Source organism: Parapedobacter defluvii (genome assembly GCF_014642075.1).
Classification (GTDB): Bacteria; Bacteroidota; Bacteroidia; order Sphingobacteriales; family Sphingobacteriaceae; genus Parapedobacter; species Parapedobacter defluvii.
In genome coordinates, this window is the sequence record NZ_BMIK01000013.1 from 69737 (window position 1) to 88612 (window position 18876).

General features: G+C 50.3%; 14 protein-coding genes and 1 pseudogene. 10 read left to right on the top strand and 5 right to left on the bottom strand.

The genetic code is table 11. The features are described from left to right. Positions 1-54: 54 nt before the first annotated feature. Complete coding sequence (locus IEX60_RS16990) at positions 55-345, top strand: hypothetical protein (protein ID WP_188752600.1); 291 nt, start codon at positions 55-57, stop codon at positions 343-345. An 85-nt stretch (positions 346-430) separates the two neighbouring features. On the opposite strand, the gene IEX60_RS16995 is transcribed toward IEX60_RS16990, so the two are convergent. The 3 genes and pseudogenes from IEX60_RS16995 to IEX60_RS17005 form a co-directional block, all read right to left on the bottom strand. Further along, positions 431-1657 (bottom strand): IS256 family transposase, encoded by a 1227-nt coding sequence (locus IEX60_RS16995; RefSeq protein ID WP_188752601.1) that lies wholly within the window; start codon positions 1655-1657, stop codon positions 431-433. Positions 1658-2245: 588 nt separating this feature from the next. Further along, positions 2246-2629, bottom strand: a pseudogene (locus IEX60_RS17000) (PD-(D/E)XK nuclease family transposase); the annotation flags it as partial. Positions 2630-2743: 114 nt separating this feature from the next. Then, a complete protein-coding gene (locus IEX60_RS17005) occupies positions 2744-3328 on the bottom strand; it encodes an RNA polymerase sigma factor (protein ID WP_188752602.1) in 585 nt (194 codons plus the stop codon). Positions 3329-3505: 177 nt separating this feature from the next. On the opposite strand from IEX60_RS17005, the gene IEX60_RS17010 reads away from it, so the two are divergent. The 7 genes from IEX60_RS17010 to IEX60_RS17040 all read left to right on the top strand — a co-directional run bounded on the left by IEX60_RS17010 (position 3506) and on the right by IEX60_RS17040 (position 14972). Continuing rightward, the gene (locus IEX60_RS17010) at positions 3506-4105 is read left to right on the top strand and encodes a DJ-1/PfpI family protein (RefSeq protein ID WP_188752603.1); all 600 of its coding nucleotides are present in this window, start codon (positions 3506-3508) and stop codon (positions 4103-4105) included. A gap of 9 nt (positions 4106-4114) precedes the next feature. After that, positions 4115-5122: a FecR family protein gene (locus IEX60_RS17015; protein ID WP_188752604.1), complete on the top strand. Its 1008-nt coding sequence runs from the start codon at positions 4115-4117 to the stop codon at positions 5120-5122. A gap of 155 nt (positions 5123-5277) precedes the next feature. Further along, positions 5278-8856 carry a SusC/RagA family TonB-linked outer membrane protein gene (locus IEX60_RS17020; RefSeq protein WP_188752605.1) on the top strand — a complete coding sequence of 1193 codons (3579 nt, stop codon included), beginning with the start codon at positions 5278-5280 and terminating at the stop codon, positions 8854-8856. Between the two features lie 24 nt (positions 8857-8880). Continuing rightward, positions 8881-10665: a RagB/SusD family nutrient uptake outer membrane protein gene (locus IEX60_RS17025; protein WP_188752606.1), complete on the top strand. Its 1785-nt coding sequence runs from the start codon at positions 8881-8883 to the stop codon at positions 10663-10665. A gap of 1 nt (position 10666) precedes the next feature. After that, a complete protein-coding gene (locus IEX60_RS17030; protein WP_188752607.1) occupies positions 10667-12874 on the top strand; it encodes an outer membrane protein assembly factor BamB family protein in 2208 nt (735 codons plus the stop codon). An 11-nt stretch (positions 12875-12885) separates the two neighbouring features. Then, positions 12886-14103 carry an MFS transporter gene (locus IEX60_RS17035; RefSeq protein ID WP_188752608.1) on the top strand — a complete coding sequence of 406 codons (1218 nt, stop codon included), beginning with the start codon at positions 12886-12888 and terminating at the stop codon, positions 14101-14103. An 11-nt stretch (positions 14104-14114) separates the two neighbouring features. Further along, positions 14115-14972, top strand: coding sequence for a sugar phosphate isomerase/epimerase family protein (locus IEX60_RS17040; protein ID WP_188752609.1), 858 nt, complete (start codon positions 14115-14117; stop codon positions 14970-14972). Positions 14973-14999: 27 nt separating this feature from the next. Here IEX60_RS17040 and IEX60_RS17045 read toward each other — a convergent pair whose 3' ends face one another. Beyond that, positions 15000-16055, bottom strand: coding sequence for a Gfo/Idh/MocA family protein (locus IEX60_RS17045; protein ID WP_188752610.1), 1056 nt, complete (start codon positions 16053-16055; stop codon positions 15000-15002). 136 nt (positions 16056-16191) lie between these two features. Further along, positions 16192-17505, bottom strand: coding sequence for a hypothetical protein (locus IEX60_RS17050; RefSeq protein ID WP_188752611.1), 1314 nt, complete (start codon positions 17503-17505; stop codon positions 16192-16194). Positions 17506-17750: 245 nt separating this feature from the next. On the opposite strand from IEX60_RS17050, the gene IEX60_RS25175 reads away from it, so the two are divergent. Both IEX60_RS25175 and IEX60_RS17060 read left to right on the top strand, forming a co-directional pair. Beyond that, positions 17751-17927, top strand: coding sequence for a hypothetical protein (locus IEX60_RS25175; RefSeq protein WP_373285061.1), 177 nt, complete (start codon positions 17751-17753; stop codon positions 17925-17927). A 90-nt stretch (positions 17928-18017) separates the two neighbouring features. Beyond that, positions 18018-18686: a LuxR C-terminal-related transcriptional regulator gene (locus tag IEX60_RS17060; protein ID WP_188752613.1), complete on the top strand. Its 669-nt coding sequence runs from the start codon at positions 18018-18020 to the stop codon at positions 18684-18686. The last annotated feature ends 190 nt before the right edge of the window (positions 18687-18876 follow it).

The following is an 18876-nucleotide window of genomic DNA, read 5'->3' on the forward strand; positions in this document are numbered from 1 at the left end:
ATTGCATATTTAAGTGATTTTGGTTATGTTTGAAATTATTAAAAAGAGGTTATTATGTTGACCGTCAAGATTAAAGATAAAAGGTTGGAAGAACGGATTACCGAACGTGCGCAACGTTTTGGGAAAAATACGCAGGACTACGTTAATGAGTTGCTTGCGCTCGTTTTACCCGACACACAGGGTGCATTGTCTTTTAAACGATTGAAAGCAGAAGATCACGGATATGTTATTAATTTCAAATCTGAAGGCAATGAAACGGTCGAAGAAGCCACTCCTTTTGCAGAGGTGACGGACACAGAAAATTATACCAAAGAATTACGTCGAAAGGCGTGGCGTAAGGAATGATACTGACCGACACTTCGGGTCTGTAAAATGAACTGTGTCAAGGGGTGTTTCTCAGCCCCGCGGGGCTGAGAAACACCCCTTGCGCTTACTGCAAATCTAACACCATTCTGCCGGGAAACCAAATCGCCAATTTTTGTGCCGTTACCGCCCAGTTCGCCAAAGGCATGGTCCATTTCTTTTTGATGTTCCGGTGCGCCAGGTAAATCAGCTTCAGCAAGGCCATATCCGAAGTAAAAGCCCCCTTTGTCTTGGTCACCTTGCGCACCTGACGGTGGAAGCCCTCGATCGTATTGGTCGTATAGATGAGTCTGCGGATAGCCTTGTCATACCGGAAATACCCCGTCAGCTTTTCCCAGTTACGGCGCCAGGAATCGATGACCACAGGGTATTTTTTACCCCATTTGGCTTCCAGTTCATCCATGCGCAGCCCGGCCTGTTCCAGTGTATCGGCTTGGTAGACCGGCTTCAGATCCTTCATGAACTCCTTCTGGTCTTTGCTGGCTACGTATTTCAGGCTGTTGCGGATCTGGTGAACCACACAGGTCTGTACTTCCGTCTTGGGAAAAACTGCCTGGATGGCTTCTGCGAACCCGTTGAGGTTATCGATGCAGGATATCAAGATATCCTCCACTCCTCGGTTCTGGAGGTCGGTCAGTACGCCCATCCAAAAGTTAGCTCCCTCGCTCTCTGATACATACATCCCCAAAAGCTCCTTGTGGCCATGGCGGCTAATGCCCAGTACATTGTAAACCGCACGTGATACTACACGGTGCTCCTCCTTTACCTTATAGTGCATCGCATCCATCCACACGATCGTATACAGACGGTCTAAGCTGCGCGATTGCCATTCTTTGACCTCTGGTATGATACGGTCGGTAATCGCTGATAACGTGCTGTGGCTGATCTCCGTGTCGTACATCTCCTTGATGTGCTCGCTGATGTCACGGAAGCTCATCCCAAGACCGTACATCCCCAGGATCTTCTTCTCCAGGCTGTCCGCCAGGATCGTCTCCCGCTTCTTGACAAGCTGGGGTTCGTAGCTCGAACGGCGATCTCTCGGTGTGCTCAGTTCGATCGTGCCGTCAGAGGTACGCAGCTGTTTGCGCTGTTTACCGTTGCGGCGGTTGCCACGCAAGCGCTCCTCCTCAGTAAGATGCGATTCCATCTCTGCTTCAAGGGCAGCTTCCAAAAATTTCTTTAACAGCGGAGCGAACGCTCCGTCTTTTCCGTAGAGAGATTCTCCACTGCGCAGCTGGCGCAGCGCTTTCTCCTTCATTGATTCAAAGTCTAACTCTGTTTCTCTGATCTCCATAATACTATGTCTAAAATTAATACTTATTTATTAATCTTGACACAGTTCATTTTACACTCTCGACACTTCCTTCATTATTGAATATTTGAGGGGTCAACCACGCGCGGCTGAATTTATTAAGAATCACGGTAAACGCAACCTAGCCATTAACACAGTTATAGCCCTCAAAAAGAATTGAGCGGTTTCTTTATGTTGCCCATTAACGAAACAATAGCTGAACTTGCATTGCAGCTTGGGCAAAAGTATGCGCTTTAGCACAACATAGGTCTTTCAGACACCTTTATTGCCGCTACCGCATTGACATATGGATTGGAACTGCGTACACTTAATCTAAAAGACTTTCATTTCATACCCGAACTTATAGTTTCAAACTCGTTCACTTAGGAAATTCATCCACCTAAATCCCAACCAGCTATTCTACTATTTTTACGGCAATGGGCTGTGGCCGGTTGTAGGACTATGAATTTAAAAAGCTAACCGATACAAGCTAACGGAAAAGAAATAAAAAAAGAGCCTGTCTCCTATGTTTGTTGTAAGCAAATGTAGGAGACGGCCTCTCGGTATGCCATAACGGCAAAAAAGCCTCCGCTATTTCTTTTTCTTGTCCAGATCATCGCGGACTTTTTTGACGAGGTCCTCCGGCACGGTCGCCAACTCAGCAATTTCTGAAACGGTGAACTTACCGGTAGCTAATAGGTTGGCCACTACAGCAGCCTTACCTTTCTCTATACCTTTCTCTATACCTTTCTCTTCACCTTCTCTACGTGCATATTCAAGCACACCGGCCATATCCCATTTACGTTTCAGATTCGTATCGTACATCGTTCGCTCCTCCATTGTCAGTTTGCTGTATTCTGCAATATCAAATAACCTCTCAAATATCGGCTTCCGAAGATAAACCGGTATCTTATTTAGCTTGCTCATGTTCTTCAGTACATAAAGCCACCCATCCAGGTCCGTCTTCAGTTCCGAGATATGCCCAAAGATACAAATAAAAAATACCGTTACTAAATACTTTAGGTTTATTTATCTTCAAATACTGGAAAAAGTAACTTGGAGGCGCGGTAAAGTTTGAGCGTGACAGCGTTACGCCAAAAGTGCTGCGATGCCTACCAACAGCATTGGGAAATGCTTCCGTAGCTCTTCAAGTGCTTTGGAAATCAGATTGTAAGTAGATTTGAGGGTCAGCGACATAATATCCGCCACCTCCTGAAAGCTCATCTTGCCAAAAAAACGCAAAAATATTGCCTCTCGCTGCCGCTTGGTCAGCTGCTGGAGGGCTTGCCGGAGTAGGCTCTTCAACTCGGCATCGGCTTGATGCCTAATCAGTATCTGCTCAATGGAATCTTCGGCCTCATGTAACGCCCCAATGGCCTCATGTGTCTGCGCAGACCGCCTTTCGCGGGCTACAGCCTCGATTAATCGCCGCCGCAGGGCCTTGAAAAGATAGTAGCGGATGTTATCCGTATCGCCCAGACTGCCCCGCTTCTCCCAAATGTAAATAAATAGTTCCTGGATCGAATCGGACAGCAGGTCGTCGTCATCGACAAGCTGCTTACCAAAATTAAACAGTGCACGAACATGGCCGCGATAAATCAACGCGAAACTCGGACGATCCCCCGCTTTGAAACGGCTCCACAAATCAGCATCAATTAAACTCCTATCGGTCATGATTGAGATACCGTACGTAGTTAAACTAGGTTATGAAATAATTGATCAGTGTTGCTACACTCCGCGACAAAGGTATTAGAATTAAACAAAGGAAGTTTTTTTTATTTTTTTATTTTTTTTTTGATGGACTTTTTGGCTTACTCCCCTTATATCAGTAAAAGGGCTTATTTGAAGATCATGACAAAGAGTGAAAATTGGGTAGGAAAGGTGTTGATGCCAATCGGCGACGCTTCGGAAACCGTAGATACGTTGTATCCTTACTTTCGGATCGGTGAAGAAAAATATGAAGTAGTGGTAGCTGGCCCCCAGGCGCGTACATACGCGATGGTACTGCACGAAATTCCCAAACGGACGGATGTAAAATGGGACATCACCGAGGAACGCCCGGGGTACCATATCCAAGCCACGGTGGCATTCCACGAGGTTAATCCGGAAGCGTTTGACGGAATCTTCATCTCCGGAGGGCGCGCTCCGGAATACATCCGGTACGATGTGGACCTCATGCGGATTGTGAGGCACTTCTTTGAACAGGACAAACCGGTTGGGGTGGTCTGCCATGGTATAGAAATCGTTAGCGCGGCTGGCGTAATCCATGGCCGCACGGTGACCACCGTAGCAAAATGTGCGCTCGACGCCGAACAGGGGGGAGCGACTTATGTAGACCAGCCCGTGGTGGTAGATGGCAATCTCGTAACCACCCGCACGTGGCATGACTATGCTGAATGCTTACCTGAGTTTATGCAATTATTACGGGACTACACACAAAATTTCCGCTAATTTCGTTGTATGGATTATTCGCAATATAAGGCTATTGATTTTGTAAAGGACGAATCTTTTCAGGAGTGGTGTATGTACCCCGAGGGAAAACAGGCCCAATTCTGGACAAGTTGGACACGCGAAAACCCCCATCAGCAGGCGGAAATCCGAAAGGCTAAACAACTGATCGCAGCACTCGGGGAATCGCATGCAGATGTGTCTGATTCAAAAATAGATCAGCTGTGGGATGCCATCCGGGCTGGTACGCGTGAAACGCCTGTGGCGTCCTTGCCGAAGAGCCGAAAATCGATACTTGTACGGTGGAGCCGTATTGCCGCCATGTGGATTGGCGTGGTAACGGCCCTTTCACTGGGCATCTATTGGATAAGCAACCAAGCAACCACCGTGACATTCGCTACCGCCTACGGCGAGGTGAAGTCCATTGCCCTACCGGACGGCTCACGCGTCGTAATCAACGGGAACTCATCCTTGAGCTACCGGGAAAAGGATTTCAACGCCGATACGCGGATCGTCAATTTGGTGGGAGAAGCCTTTTTCAGTGTGTCTCATACCCCGGACCATAAGCGATTTGTCGTGCAAACGGGCGAGGATATGGATGTGGAAGTATTGGGCACGAAATTCACGATGACGAGCCGGCCGATGAAAAAGCAGGTGGTGCTGGAAGAAGGTAGGGTGAAAGTAAGCGATTCAATCTATCTGAACCCCGGGGAGTTGGTTGCCTGGGATGCTGATGCGAGCGGATGGCGGGAAGAGCAGGTGCAGGATCCCGGCCGATATGGTTCATTTAAAGAAAATAAATTGATATTCCGAAAAACACCCTTGCAGGAGGTGGCGCGCGTATTGGAAGATACGTATGGATATCGGATCACGTTTGTAAATCCTGCATTGGCCGGAAAGCACTTTACCGGCTCGTGTGCCGCTGATGATATTCCACTGCTCTTGCGCTCCATTGAAAAGGCCTTTGGCATCGCTGTCGAAGAGAACGACCGGCATATTGCAATAGGAAAGACCCATTAAACAAAAATAAACACGCTCGTCTGACAACAATCGGACAAACGGCCCTGACAGGTCGTAAGGGGATGATTTTGTGATTAAATTAGGAATCAAAAACCAAGTAACCAATTAATTATAAGAAAATTATACCAATTGTAAATCTAAAAATGTGTAGCATTATGCAAAGAACTACCTGCGTCTTTTGGCTTGCCGTATTAATCGCATCGGCGATGCCCAGCAACGATTCCAAGGCACAGTCCTTAGCCGCGATTACCAACGGGCGACAACGAGTCGCCGCCAAACCGGACAGCCAGGCCCTTATTGGCGTGCTGAACAAACTGGAGGCTAAATTTAACGTCAGCTTCAACTACGACAACGACTTACTGGAGCATGTAAAGGTGGCCTTTGACGAATCGAAAATGCAGTCAACTCCGCTCAATCAACTCCTCGAGGAACTGCTTGAATCTGCCGGTCTACGTTTCGAAAGGACCAATGGCCACCATGTGATCATCATGAAGAAACAACCGGCCAAAGACGTGCCGGGCAATGCGAACACCAAGCCCGTGGAAAAGAAAACATCGGCACAACAACCGGTAAGCGGTAAGATCACCGATGAAGATGGTGAACCGCTGGAGGGTGTAAGTATCCTCCACAGGCAAAGTGGTGCCGCGGCCAAAACGGCTGCCGACGGTTCGTTCGTACTGGTGCTGGCCGAGCGGAATGGGCTGCTCTCGGTTTCGTTCCTGGGTTATGTGAGCCAGGAGGTGGCGGTACCGGCAACGGGCGACCTCTCCATCCGGATGGTGCCCGACATAACCGCACTCACCGAAGTAGTTGTAACGGGTTACGTGAAAGAACAGAAGAAAGACATCATTGGATCGGTCTCTATCGTCAAAACTGAAAACCTATTGGCTATTCCATCGGGCAACCTGAAAACGCAGCTACAGGGTAATGCCGCAGGCGTAACCGTCAGTTCAAGTGGGGCGCCGGGCAGCGGCGGTAAAGTCCGGATCCGGGGTTTTGGCTCGTTCGGCGGGTCCGATCCGCTTTATATCATCGATGGGGTGCCTGCTTCACAAAGCGGTGTGGACAACCTCAACGCCAATGACATCGAGTCCATGCAGGTGCTAAAGGATGCGGCATCCGCCGCCATCTATGGTGCACGGGCAGCAAATGGGGTCATCATCATCACTACCAAAAATGGCAAGCCGGGTAAGGCTAAATTGAGTTTCAATTCGTACTATGGGGTGAACTTCATATCGAAAAGCGATTTCCCGGAGGTGCTGGATGCACAGGAAAACGGTGAACTTTACTGGAAATCCATGATCGGTGCCGGCAGGCAGGTGGGTGATCCGGATTGGGGGCATCCGCAGTATGGAAACGGCGCCAATCCGGTGATTCCCGAATATGTGCTGGTTGTCAACAATGGGGCCCGCATCGGCGGTGCCGAACTGGAAGCCCTGAAACAGGGCAACCCGAGCCAACAGGCCTTGTTTGCTTCGTTGGTGAATCCGGAAAATTACGACTTTGCCACCCACCAGATCGTTCGCGCGGCAAACACCAACTGGGCGGATGAGGTGTTTAACCCCGCGTCTATACAGACTTACCAGCTTGGATTGAGCGGCGGCGGCGAAGCGGGCAGCTACGCCATCGGTCTCAACTACTTTAACGAAGGAAATACGGCAAGTAAATACAATACATTTGACCGGTATACATTGAGAGCCAATACGCAATTCAACTTGGGTAAACGCGTGCGGGTGGGCGAAAACCTGCAATTGGCATACCGTCGAAACGACGCTTCCAGCATTTGGGCATCTACCGTGATGACCATGCACCCGTTGGTACCCGTTTGGGACGATTTCGGCAACCCCGCCGGAAATGCGGCCCCGAGTACAGGCGGTGAACCGGAATTCAGCACCAATCCGGTAACACAGACATGGCGAAACCGATTCGATACGTCCAATCGGATCGGCGTACTGGGCAACGTATACGCGGAAGCCGAACTGATGAAGGGGCTTACCGTCTATTCATCCTTCGGGGTTGACTATGCCAACTCAAGAAATCTCGATCTCAACCAGGTGACTTACGAACATGCTCAAAACACGAATCCGCCTAATTCTTTGCAAGAGAGCCGGAACAATGAGAACACGTGGACCTGGACGAATACCGCGAATTTTTCCCGGACGTGGGACAAACATGTCTTCAAGGCCCTGGTCGGATCGGAAGCCATCAATACCTACGGAAATAGCTTGTCTGCAACCCGGCTGAACCTCCCCATAGACGATGATAAGGATTTCCTGGTGATATCTGCCGGAACAGGTGCACAGACCAATTCGGGATCGTTCTCACGCAGCTCCTTATATTCGTTATTTGGGCGGTTGGATTACACGTTTGATGACAAGTATTTCATCAATGGCACGCTTCGGAGGGACCAATCTTCGAAGTTTGGCAGAAACTACCGAACCGGTTACTTCCCTTCTGCGGCGGTGGGCTGGCGTGTCAGCTCAGAGCCCTTTATGGCAGACATCGGTTGGCTGGATGACTTGAAACTGCGGGGAAGCTGGGGAGTGATAGGCAACCAGAATGGGTTGGACAACAACAACCAATACGATGTATATGTCACCTCGGACCCAAACTCCTACGGTATATCCGGCGATAACGGAAACCGCGTGGTAGCCATGGTACCTTCCCGTATTGGTAACCCGAATACACGCTGGGAAAAAAGCGCCACGGTAAACCTGGGTTTTGATGCAACGGTGCTTAACTCATCTTTGGATATTAATTTCGACTGGTATGTGCGCAGGACCACCGATTTACTGGCCGTAAACCAGGCGCCCTTTACCGGCCCGAGCATTACGCAGCCTTCCATCAATGTAGGTGAATTGACCAACCGGGGTGTTGATCTGGGGCTGACCAAGCGCAGTAAACCCGGAGTATTCCAATATTCGGCATCGTTGATCTTTTCGACGTACCGCAACGAGGTGGTTCGTATCCTGGATAATCCGCTGGCTACGCTGGCGGGAGGCAGTACGCGGATGGGCAACGCCGTGCTGACGCAAGCGGGATATCCGATATCGAGCTTTTACGGTTATCAAATCGATGGTTTCTTCAACTCCGCTGCCGAAGCAGAGGCTTATGCAGCGGAATACTCCACGTGGCTGACCCCGGAAGTGGGCAGGTGGCGGATCAAGGATATCAATGGCGATAAACGCGTGGATGGCAACGATAGGACCATGATAGGCAGCCCTCACCCGGATTTCCAGACTAGCTTGAACCTCTCCCTGGCATACAAAAATTTTGACTTCAACTGTTTTTTGTTCTGGAATCAGGGCGGGTCGGTTTTCAATTATACACGCTACGTGATCGATTTCCATACGTTTACGACCAACCGAAGCAAGCGTATGTTGTATGAGTCATGGACTCCGGAGCTTGGCAACAAGGCGAAACTGCCCAAGCTGGACCTCAATGACAGCTACTCGTCTTCCAACATTACGGATTACTTTTTGGAAGACGCATCGTATCTGCGGATGAAAACCGTGCAATTGGGGTATACACTGCCCAAGGCTTGGAGCGACCGGATCGGCATGGAGCGTTTCCGAATCTATGTGCAGGGCCAAAACCTGCTGACGCTTAGCAAATCAACTTTGATGGATCCAGGCTATGTACAAGCAAGCGGTGGAGATACGTCCATGGGGGTGGTGAACAATTATGTACCCACCCCGAAGCAATTCATCTTTGGGCTTTCTGTAAATCTTTGATCGGAACCAGTAAATACGAAAACAATGAAAAGAACAACATTATATGCGATAATAGGTGCTTTTGCATTTGGCAGCATGGGATGCCAGGATGATTTTCTATCCCAGAAGCCCGTGGGTGCTTACAGCATCGCCAACGTGGCAACCCGGGCGGGTATACAGCAGGCGCTGATCGGTGCGTATTCCCAACTCAACGGTACAAGAGATTGGGCGGCCTACGGCATGAACACACCCGGGATGGCCATGGCCGAGATGATGGGTGGAAATGCCCACAAAGGGTCTACTCTGACAGACCAGGCATGGATGAACTTCATGGTGCGATACGAGGTAAACACCAACAGTGCGGGAACGAACTTCAGGTACTTGTACAATGCGGTATTTCTCTGCAATACGGTATTGACTGTACTTCCCCAAGTGACAGAATTGAGCACAGAGGAAGCCGCAAAAATCGAGGCTGAAGCCCGGTTTCTGCGGGGGCATTATTATTTTCTGCTGAAGCGTTGGTACAAGCATATTCCATGGATCGAATCGACCACGGAATTCCGTATACCGAATACAGACGAGTCGGGAAATTATGTGAATATCTGGCCCCAGATACAGGCAGATTTTGAGTTTGCGCGGAAAAATCTTCCGCAAACCCAGAGCGATCTGGGCCGGCCGAATAAGTGGGCTGCGGAGGCGTACTATGCGAAAGTATTGATCTATCGGGCTAGCGAGGGTGACCTGCCCAATGGCTTCAACGAAGCGTTGCAGGTGTTGGACGATGTGATGGCTAACGGTGTCACTTCCAAAGGTGAAAAATATCAACTGGAAGAAAATTTCCATTACAATTTTGATGTGACCCGTGAAAACGGGCCAGAAAGCGTCTTCGCCGTGCAGCATTCAGCAAATGACGGCACCAACAGCATCGATAACGGCAATCAGGAAATCCGGGGGGCATCGGGTAAAAACCCGCAATCTCCCGGATGGGGGCGTGGTTCGGGGTTCTATACACCTTCTCAATGGTTTGTAGATCACTTCCGTGTGGATGGCGGTGGCCTTCCGTACCTGGATATGTACGAAACCAATCCGAATAGCGTAAAGAATGACGATGGATTGCGCTCGTCCGATCCGTTCGAACCGGAAACGGCACCACTTGATCCGCGGTTGGACTGGAGTGTGGGGAGAAGGGGAATCCCTTTCCTGGATTTCGGTATCAACCCCGGCGCGGACTGGGTGTACACGCCTATCGAATCCGGCCCGTATATTCAGAAGAAAGGCCATATCCGGAACGATCAAGACGGCATTTACGTTATGCCGGGCCAGGCATATAACGCACTCAACGTAAATATCATTCGCTATGCGGATGTCATTCTGTACGCCGCGGAAATGGAAGCCCGGGTGGGAAGTCTGGAGAAAGCGCGGGAGTACGTAAATAAAATCCGCAGCCGTATGGCACAAAATTCGGAAAGCCCTGACCATTGGGTGCAGAATATAGACGGAACGGGACCCGCCGCGAACTACCGCATCGGCTTATACCCCGCGGGCCACCCCGCGTTTTCCAATCAGGAAGCGGCATTACGTACCATCCTTTTCGAGCGAAACCTTGAACTTGGGCTGGAAGGCGGGCATCGCTTTTTCGACTTGATCCGTTTTGGACTGGATGAAGAGCTGCTGAATGAATACATTCAACACGAATCGCCGAAACGCTCGATCATCGAGGGTGCGGTATACTCGCGGATGCCCGACATGATCCTGCCCATTCCACAGACGGTAATTGACAACAGCATGGTAGATGGGGTGCCTACGTTGAAACAGAATCCCGGCTATTGATATGAAGTATTGTTTACCTGCATTGGTTTTCCTGGTGGCCGCCGCGCTCTTGGTCAGCTGCCAGGGCCCGGCGGTATTGAAACCCGACCACGACTACCTGGAATGGGAGGCCTATGCGGGCGCTAAAGATGGTAATCGCTACTCAGCGGGTGATCAAATCACTCCCAAAAACGTAGCGGGTCTGCAAATGGCCTGGACATTCAGTACGGGGGATAAGGAACCAAGAAACAAAAGCCAGATCCAATGTAATCCCATCGTAGTGGATGGCATCCTGTATGGGTTGAGTCCGAAATCGAAGCTATTCGCCCTTGATGCGGCCGGGGGAACACAACGATGGATGTTTGACCCGGCACAAGTGGATACGGCGGATGGGAATAGGTCTTTCTACCAGGTAATCCGCGGCTTGATGTATTGGGAAGATGGTGCCGATAAACGGATATTTTACGGGAGTGGTCCTTATGTTTATGCGGTTAATGCGACGGATGGACAGCTCATCCGTTCATTCGGCAGCAATGGCAAGATAGACCTGCGCGAAAACCTTGACCGGGAGGGGCTTGAAAATGCATTCATAGCCAGCACATCGCCGGGAGTCATTTATAAGAATTTGCTCATCCTTGGGTCGAGAGTGAACGAAGCTCCCGGCCATATACGCGCATACGACGTGCATACCGGTGAACGAAAATGGATCTTCCATACCGTACCTCATCCCGGGGAACTGGGCTACGAAACATGGGAAAACCCGGATGCCTGGAAAACGTTTGGCAAGGTAAACAGTTGGGCAGGTATGGCCCTGGATGAAAAGCGGGGTATGGTCTACATCCCCACGGCTTCGCCAAGTACCGAATACTATGGTGGGGACCGGAAGGGCATGAACTGGTTTGGCAACTCGCTGATTGCACTGGACGCATCCACGGGGAAATACATCTGGCACTATCAATTCGTTCACCACGACCTTTGGGACCGCGACCTGCCGGCCAACCCCAACCTGGTGACGCTGAAAATCGATGGGAAAGAAGTGGATGCCGTAACCCAGATTACCAAACATGGGTATGTATTCGTCTTCGACCGTGTAGGCGGTAAGCCGCTGTTTCCGATCGATGAGGTACCGGTGCCCACCGAAGGCTTACCAGGCGAATTGCCCTGGCCCACACAACCGATTCCACAAAAACCCGAGCCTTTTGCCCGACAGAAATTTGAACCGGAAGATGTGAGCGACCTCACTCCCGAAACGCATGCGTACTTAATGGAACGGTACCTGAAAATCAAGCACCGGGCTAAATTTTCGCCGCCAAGCACGGAGGGCTCCTGGATATTTCCCGGATTTGACGGTGGTGGCGAGTGGGGAGGTGCGGCGATAGACCTAGAAAGCCAGGTGATGTATGTAAACAGCTCGGAATTACCCTGGAGCCAAGTGATGGCGGAGGTGCCCGCTGCGGTAGGCAACGGTAATCCTACACTGCCGGAAGTCGGACGATCGATCTATCTGACCCATTGTGCCGTATGTCACGGACCTTCGTTGATCAGTCCGGACCCCTCCTTTCCGACATTGAAAGGGATCGGTGGGCGGTTGACGGAACGGGAAATCCGTCAGGTGATCGACAACGGCCGCAATATGATGCCGTCTTTCAGACATATCAATGAAGGGGAAAAGCGGGCGTTGGTGAACTACCTTCTTGCACCGGACCGGGTGGCAAATACCACGGACGCCACCTCCTACCGGGCCACCGAACGGGAATCGGTACCGCCTTCGCCGCTGAATATGGCTTCGAAACGTCCTCCGTATGTCAGCACGGGCTTGGTCCGGTTCCTGGATCAAAATGGCTATCCGGGCATCAAACCACCCTGGGGAACACTCAATGCCATTGACCTCAATACGGGTAAGTTGCGCTGGAAAGTAACCCTGGGCGAGCACCCGGAACTGACAGCCAAGGGCATTCCGCCTACGGGAACGGAAAATTACGGCGGTCCGCTGGTTACCAAAGGGGGGCTGGTATTTATCGCCGCTACCCAGGATCAAAAAATCCGCGCATTTGACAAGAACACCGGCAAAGAGCTGTGGAGCCATGAATTGCCCGCGGCGGGATTTGCAACGCCCGCCACCTATGTGGTAGAAGGCCGGCAGTACGTGGTCATTGCGTGCGGAGGGGGTAAGGTCGGTTTGCCCTCCGGAGATACCTATGTAGCCTTCGCGCTACCTGATAATTTATAACACGATTTCGCATGGATGCTACGCTTCGTATAAAGCTTTCACTGATGATGTTCCTCCAATTTTTTATCAAGGGGGCATGGTTCGTCACGGTAGGCACGTTCTTGATCAAAAACTTACAAGCCACAGGCACACAGGTGGGGCTAACCTTTATGGCCCAATCAATCGGCGCCATACTCCCACCGTTTTTGATCGGTTTGCTGGCCGACCGCTATGTGGCAGCGCAGCGGTTGTTGTGTGTACTGCATATCATCGGAGGGATTCTATTGTGGTGCGCCGGGTCTACTGCGGTGTTCGGCAGCTTTTATGTACTCATCCTGTTTTATATGATGGCCTATATGCCCACGATGGCGCTCATCAATACCATCGCGTTCCGCCAAATGAGCAACCCGGATAAGGAGTTTCCCCCTATCCGGGTTTTTGGAACGGCAGGATGGGTAGTAGCCGGATTGATCATCGGATATACGGCTTGGGAACAGCATGGACAGCTGCCCTATACGTTCAAAATGGCCGCCATAGCCTCTTTCATCCTGGCATTCCTTGCACTGTTCCTGCCGGCAACGCCACCCCTGAAAAAAGACAGTTCTGTATCATTAGGCGAGACACTGGGTCTGGATGCACTGCGGTTACTCAAAGACCGGTCGTATCTGGTATTCTTTCTTGCATCGGTCGCACTTTGCATACCGCTGGCTTTCTACTACAGCTTTACCAATCCGTTTTTCAATGAAATCGGTATCCGATCAGCCGCGGGTATCCAAGCGTTGGGCCAGGTATCTGAACTGCTGTTCATGCTGCTGATGCCGCTTTTCTTTATAAGGCTGGGCGTCAAATACATGCTGGGCATGGGCATGCTGGCATGGGTTGTCCGCTATGCCTTATTCCGCTTTGGATACCTCGACGGAAGCGAATGGCCCCTGGTTGTGGGTATTCTGCTTCACGGTATTTGCTTCGATTTCTTCTTTGTGACCGGCCAAATCTACACGAACAATAAAGCAGGTGATCGGTTCAAGAATGCCGCGCAAGGACTTATTACCCTGGCAACCTACGGCGTAGGCATGATGATGGGATCCGTACTAGCTGGATTTGTGGTGGACGCAAACGCGACACAGGATGGCTTTCATCGGTGGGATTCCATATGGATTGTACCCTCACTGATTGCAGGTATGGTATTAGTCGTCTTCCTGTTCCTCTTTAAATCCGGCAAAAAGAACATAAATCTTTCTTCAAAATAAATTACTTCGTTATGAAAACGCTTAACTACTCAATTGCCGTATTGGTGTTCCTGCTTACCACATTGCAGGGTTTTGCGCAATCCACTGCGGATGCCTTCCCGGAGGAAGCGCTCGGTTGGAAAATAGCCATTCAGGCTTCGACATACCGGCGGCTTACCTTTATCGAAACATTGGATAAAGTGCGTGCATGTGGTCTTCGGTATGTTGAAGCGTTTCCCCAACAGCAAATCGGAGGCGGAATGGAAGGGACCACAGACTTCAAAATGGATGCGCAGACACGTCAACAAATCAAAAAGATACTGAAAACCAAGGATGTACAGTGGATTTCGTACGGGGTGGTAAGCCCCACCAACGAGGCAGACTGGTTCCGGCTCTTTGATTTTGCCAAAGATATGGGTATCCAAACAATCGTATCTGAACCAAAACCGGAATTCCTGCCCTTGCTGGAGCAATTGACCAGGGAATATGGGATAAAAGTCGGAATACACAACCATGCCACCCCTACCCCGTATTGGAACCCGGAGACCGTCCATACGGCGATTGCAGGTCGCGGTCCATCCATCGGCGCTTGTGCCGATATCGGCCATTGGATGCGTTCGGGACTTCGGCCCATCGCGTGCCTCCAACTGCTTGAAGGTCGCTTAGTCTCGTTTCACATGAAGGATCTGAATGCGATCGGTGATCTGAAAGCGCACGACGTCTCATGGGGTAAAGGAAAAGCAAACCTAAAAAAGATAAGTAAGGAAATGCGCAGGCAATCGTTCCAGGGGATAATCGCCGTGGAATACGAATACCGACGTGACGATCTGGCATTCGATAGTGTACCTGCCATCCGCGAAAGCGTAGCGTACTTTCGTAGCCTACTATGAGGTACCGCCACCGAACTGGCAACCGCTTCAACTAATTAGTTTAACCCGGTTGCCCGAACGGGCGCTTTCATAAATGGCCCGCACGATTTCCACGGATTTACGGCCCTCCTCTCCGTTAATGAAAGGTTCATCGCCGGTCTCGATTGCACGGATCATATCTTCCAACTGCCGTTGGTGGCCCACAAAGCTGATGTCTGCCGGATTGGACGCACCCCCTGCAGAAGGGGTCACTTCCTTAATTGAGTTCTTTATCTGCTCATCGACCGGACTTTCCTGCTGAAATTGCCATTTTATGAGGTGGTCTTCTTCCAGGATAGCCGTTCCTTCCGTACCCATGATTTCGATGCGCTTGAGCGTACCCGGGAAAACAGCCGTTGTACATTCCAGGGTTCCCAACGCCCCGTTTTTAAAGTTCAGGGTAGCCACGATGGTGTCTTCCACCTCAATATTCTTGTGCCGGACATTGGCCGCCACCGCCTGAACGGACTCAACAGGCCCCATGTACCATTGCAGCAGATCGACCGAATGGATTCCCTGGTTCATGAGCGCGCCGCCCCCGTCGTATTCCCAGGTACCCCGCCAACGGCCGGAGGCATAGTAAGCTTCACTTCGGTGCCACTTTACGTAAGCACTGCCCAACACCAGATCGCCGAACCGGTTCCCGTTTATGGATGTGATCAATTGCCTGCTTGCTTCATAAAAACGCGAAGGAAAGATAACGCCTACTTTTACACCGGCTCTGCGGGCCGCATCGATGATTGCATTGCACCTTTCAACCGTGATTTCGAGGGGCTTTTCAATGAGGCAATGTTTACCGGCTTCGATGCTCTTCAGTGCGGGTTCGAGGTGTATCCCGGAAGGCGTGCAGATGCACACCACATCAATTTCAGGGACGGCCAACATAGCTTCCAGCGTATCATAAGCTGTGCAATGGTGTTCACTGGCAAAAGCAGCTGATTTGGGGTTATTTATGCTATAAATACCGATTAAACGGGCATTTGCGATTTCTGCAATCGCCTTCGCATGGAAACGGGCAATCATCCCTGCTCCTACAATGCCAAATCCGAAATGTCTTTTCTCCATCGTAAACTCAATTATCTTTCTCTTCTGTTGTTTCCGTAATGGGAGGTAAACTTAATTAAATTGCCGGAATATTGACGTCAGATATAGTTAATTGAATTAACATCCACAACTGCGGGATCGAGGTAAGACCCAAAAATCAGTCCCCCAAAATCAGCAATTCAGACGCGAGCCCACCTTTCGTAATGGTAATGGCTTTCTCCGCTTTGTTGGCAGCCGGATCGTACCGGTAGTACCCGGAGGTGGTGCCATCGTAATAGTGAAAATAAAAGCCATTGCTATGCTTGTAGGAGGTAGGATAGGCGAACGAGCCCGTAGCCGGAATATCATCGATGATGGATGCCGTTTTTGCATTCAGATCGAGCTTCACCCAGCGCTGCGAAACGCTGTAAAACGCCAGGTCATATAACTTGGCAATTTCATCTTCCGTTAGCGCACCGGTAGTGGCGTATTTATATATCAACGCCTGCAGTTCGGGCGATTCATCCGTGGCATTCACACAGGCATAGGCAATACCGTTTGCACCGTAAATGGTACCCGTTAGGGTCTGTATCATCAGGTTTTGGTAACCCAGCGCATCCACCGGATTGAATGAATAACTGGTATCAAAATCATCCGTTGCCGCATCGATTTTCAGGATTTTAGGCCGTGATGCCGCCATGGCGTTCATCCCCATCTGTCCGTCCAGGCCGTAGGACCCCTGGCAGGTTACATAGATGTTTCCGGCCTCGTCAATTACGGCATTCTCTTTGCCTCTGCTGATCGGGTATTGAGCTCCTTCGTAGGTGATGGTCTTCACCCATTTCCGGGTGTTCAGATCAATTACCTCTACAAACACATCCGTGGCATCGTAAAAAAGTGCGGTGCGTTGATCGTCCGTATAATAAAATAAGAACAGCTTGTTATCTTTTGCCCGGTACGCGCCGGAATAGTAGGTATGCCGGTGTTCTCCGGGTTTGTAATGGGTGGCCCCGGACATATCGATGGTACCGGTTGTCTGCATGGTAGCCGGATCAAACGTAATCAAATCGAGCTCTCCGTATTGGGCAATGACGCCCAGGTTCTCGCTGCATACCACCGAATAGTAACTGGTTGTTGCCAGCGGAAAGCTCCCGACTTCCGTTAGCAGACCCGTTTCTTTGGAAACGGCCATTTTACTGTATTTCTGCTGTCCGGGTGTAAACGTACCGTAGAAATAATTTCCCGATTGGCCAAATGACCAAAAGTACTCGTAGCTGTTGCGCTGGGTTAAGTCGATGGATTTTGCTTCCTCGAACGAACCGTAGTAACCTGCGTAATAACTTCCTCTTCCTGCTACGGTTGCGGTAGATACCACGACGATTCCGGAATCGTGATATTCGCTGCCCGATTGACCGGGTTCGGGGCTATCTTTCTTGCATGCTGTGCCGAGTAGGACCAGGGCCATGACGGCGAGATGTAGTTGTTGTTTCATAACTTGTTAAAACTTATTTATTTCGTAAATGAATCGTGCATTGAAACTCCGTCCGGGTTTGGGTACCGAAAAATTATCGAACAGCTCCGCGTCGGTCAGATTTACCGCATTAAGGGCTACCGTCAGGTTATACCGAGCCGTTCGCTATTGACCGTTACTCGGGAAGGCCGATTGAACTTGCGCACGAAAACCGCATGCATCTGCTGGTTGAGAACACCTATTGGAACCTTCACATGGGCAAATGGATGGGGCAATGGGGTAAATTCTTCACGTTCGTTGGCGGCCTGATTGCAACCAGCCTGCCTATCACCGGCTTTTACATTTGGTGGGGGCGGCGGCGCAAGCACAAGAAACGGCCAACGCAACGAAAAAGACAGGCGTTGAATACCACCGCGGATACGCTCACGCATCCAGGCGTCTGAGCGCACAGTCAGCAATCATTTCATTTGCTTTCGCGATTGGAAAATTGCGGATTTTACGTAAATTTACGGCATTTATCCGATCTACGCGACATGCCTTTTTTACGGTTACAGTTCGAATTTGAAAGGGTTACCGATGCCCTTACTAAGCAGATTCCCTTAACACCTGAAAGCCCCCGGCAGGAGGTATTTCAAAAGGTCATCAATCAATCCGATTACCTGATTACGATACACGATGTGGAATATTACCGCCCCATCTGCGTCAATGAGCGCCTGAGGTGTTTTTACGGATTTGAAAAATCTGTATTTCAGGGAATCGATCATTTTTATTACTTAAAGACCATGCATCTCTCCACTTATTATACGTTGATTGAATCGATGGCCTTTTTCCGGAATGACCGAACCGGCTACCTGAACTTAACGTATAAGCTACTGGACGCCCAGCGGACCTGGAAGACCACCGTAGGCACTTCGAAGGCAATCATCCGCGATAAAGCCAATAAGCCGAAGATCGCGATGACGGTGATGGATCTGGCGCGCCAGGAGCTAACCCGGTCTAAATACGAGCAATACCTATCGCTGACCGCCCGGGAACGGGAGATTGTTGAATTGCTTTGCACCGGACTGAGCAAGAAGGAAATTGCCGCGAAATTATTCATCTCACACGGCACGGTTGGCACCCATGTCAAAAACATTTACCGTAAGCTCGGGGTCAACAAATTCGCTGAGTTATCGATGCTTGTCGAACAATTCGGCCGTTGAAAAATACCCCAAACGCGGTATACCGCTGAGAGAGACGGTTACTTAATTTCGCATAAAATCAAGTAACTACCACATATTCACCGGATCATGAAAGTCTCTCTGCTACAAAAGCGGTTTTTTCCCGCAATCCTGTTTTCTCTTGTCGCGCTGCTGGCGCACGGTCAGATTACAAAAGAAGACCGCGGGAGCC

Coding starts and splice junctions, on each gene's coding strand:
- IEX60_RS17005 (WP_188752602.1), bottom strand. CDS start 3,328: ATGACCGATAGGAGTTTAATTGATGCTGATTTGTGGAGCCGTTTCAAA.
- IEX60_RS17050 (WP_188752611.1), bottom strand. CDS start 17,505: ATGAAACAACAACTACATCTCGCCGTCATGGCCCTGGTCCTACTCGGC.
- IEX60_RS17015 (WP_188752604.1), top strand. CDS start 4,115: ATGGATTATTCGCAATATAAGGCTATTGATTTTGTAAAGGACGAATCT.
- IEX60_RS17045 (WP_188752610.1), bottom strand. CDS start 16,055: ATGGAGAAAAGACATTTCGGATTTGGCATTGTAGGAGCAGGGATGATT.
- IEX60_RS17030 (WP_188752607.1), top strand. CDS start 10,667: ATGAAGTATTGTTTACCTGCATTGGTTTTCCTGGTGGCCGCCGCGCTC.
- IEX60_RS16995 (WP_188752601.1), bottom strand. CDS start 1,657: ATGGAGATCAGAGAAACAGAGTTAGACTTTGAATCAATGAAGGAGAAA.
- IEX60_RS17020 (WP_188752605.1), top strand. CDS start 5,278: ATGCAAAGAACTACCTGCGTCTTTTGGCTTGCCGTATTAATCGCATCG.
- IEX60_RS25175 (WP_373285061.1), top strand. CDS start 17,751: ATGGGGCAATGGGGTAAATTCTTCACGTTCGTTGGCGGCCTGATTGCA.
- IEX60_RS17010 (WP_188752603.1), top strand. CDS start 3,506: ATGACAAAGAGTGAAAATTGGGTAGGAAAGGTGTTGATGCCAATCGGC.
- IEX60_RS17040 (WP_188752609.1), top strand. CDS start 14,115: ATGAAAACGCTTAACTACTCAATTGCCGTATTGGTGTTCCTGCTTACC.
- IEX60_RS17035 (WP_188752608.1), top strand. CDS start 12,886: ATGGATGCTACGCTTCGTATAAAGCTTTCACTGATGATGTTCCTCCAA.
- IEX60_RS17060 (WP_188752613.1), top strand. CDS start 18,018: ATGCCTTTTTTACGGTTACAGTTCGAATTTGAAAGGGTTACCGATGCC.
- IEX60_RS16990 (WP_188752600.1), top strand. CDS start 55: ATGTTGACCGTCAAGATTAAAGATAAAAGGTTGGAAGAACGGATTACC.
- IEX60_RS17025 (WP_188752606.1), top strand. CDS start 8,881: ATGAAAAGAACAACATTATATGCGATAATAGGTGCTTTTGCATTTGGC.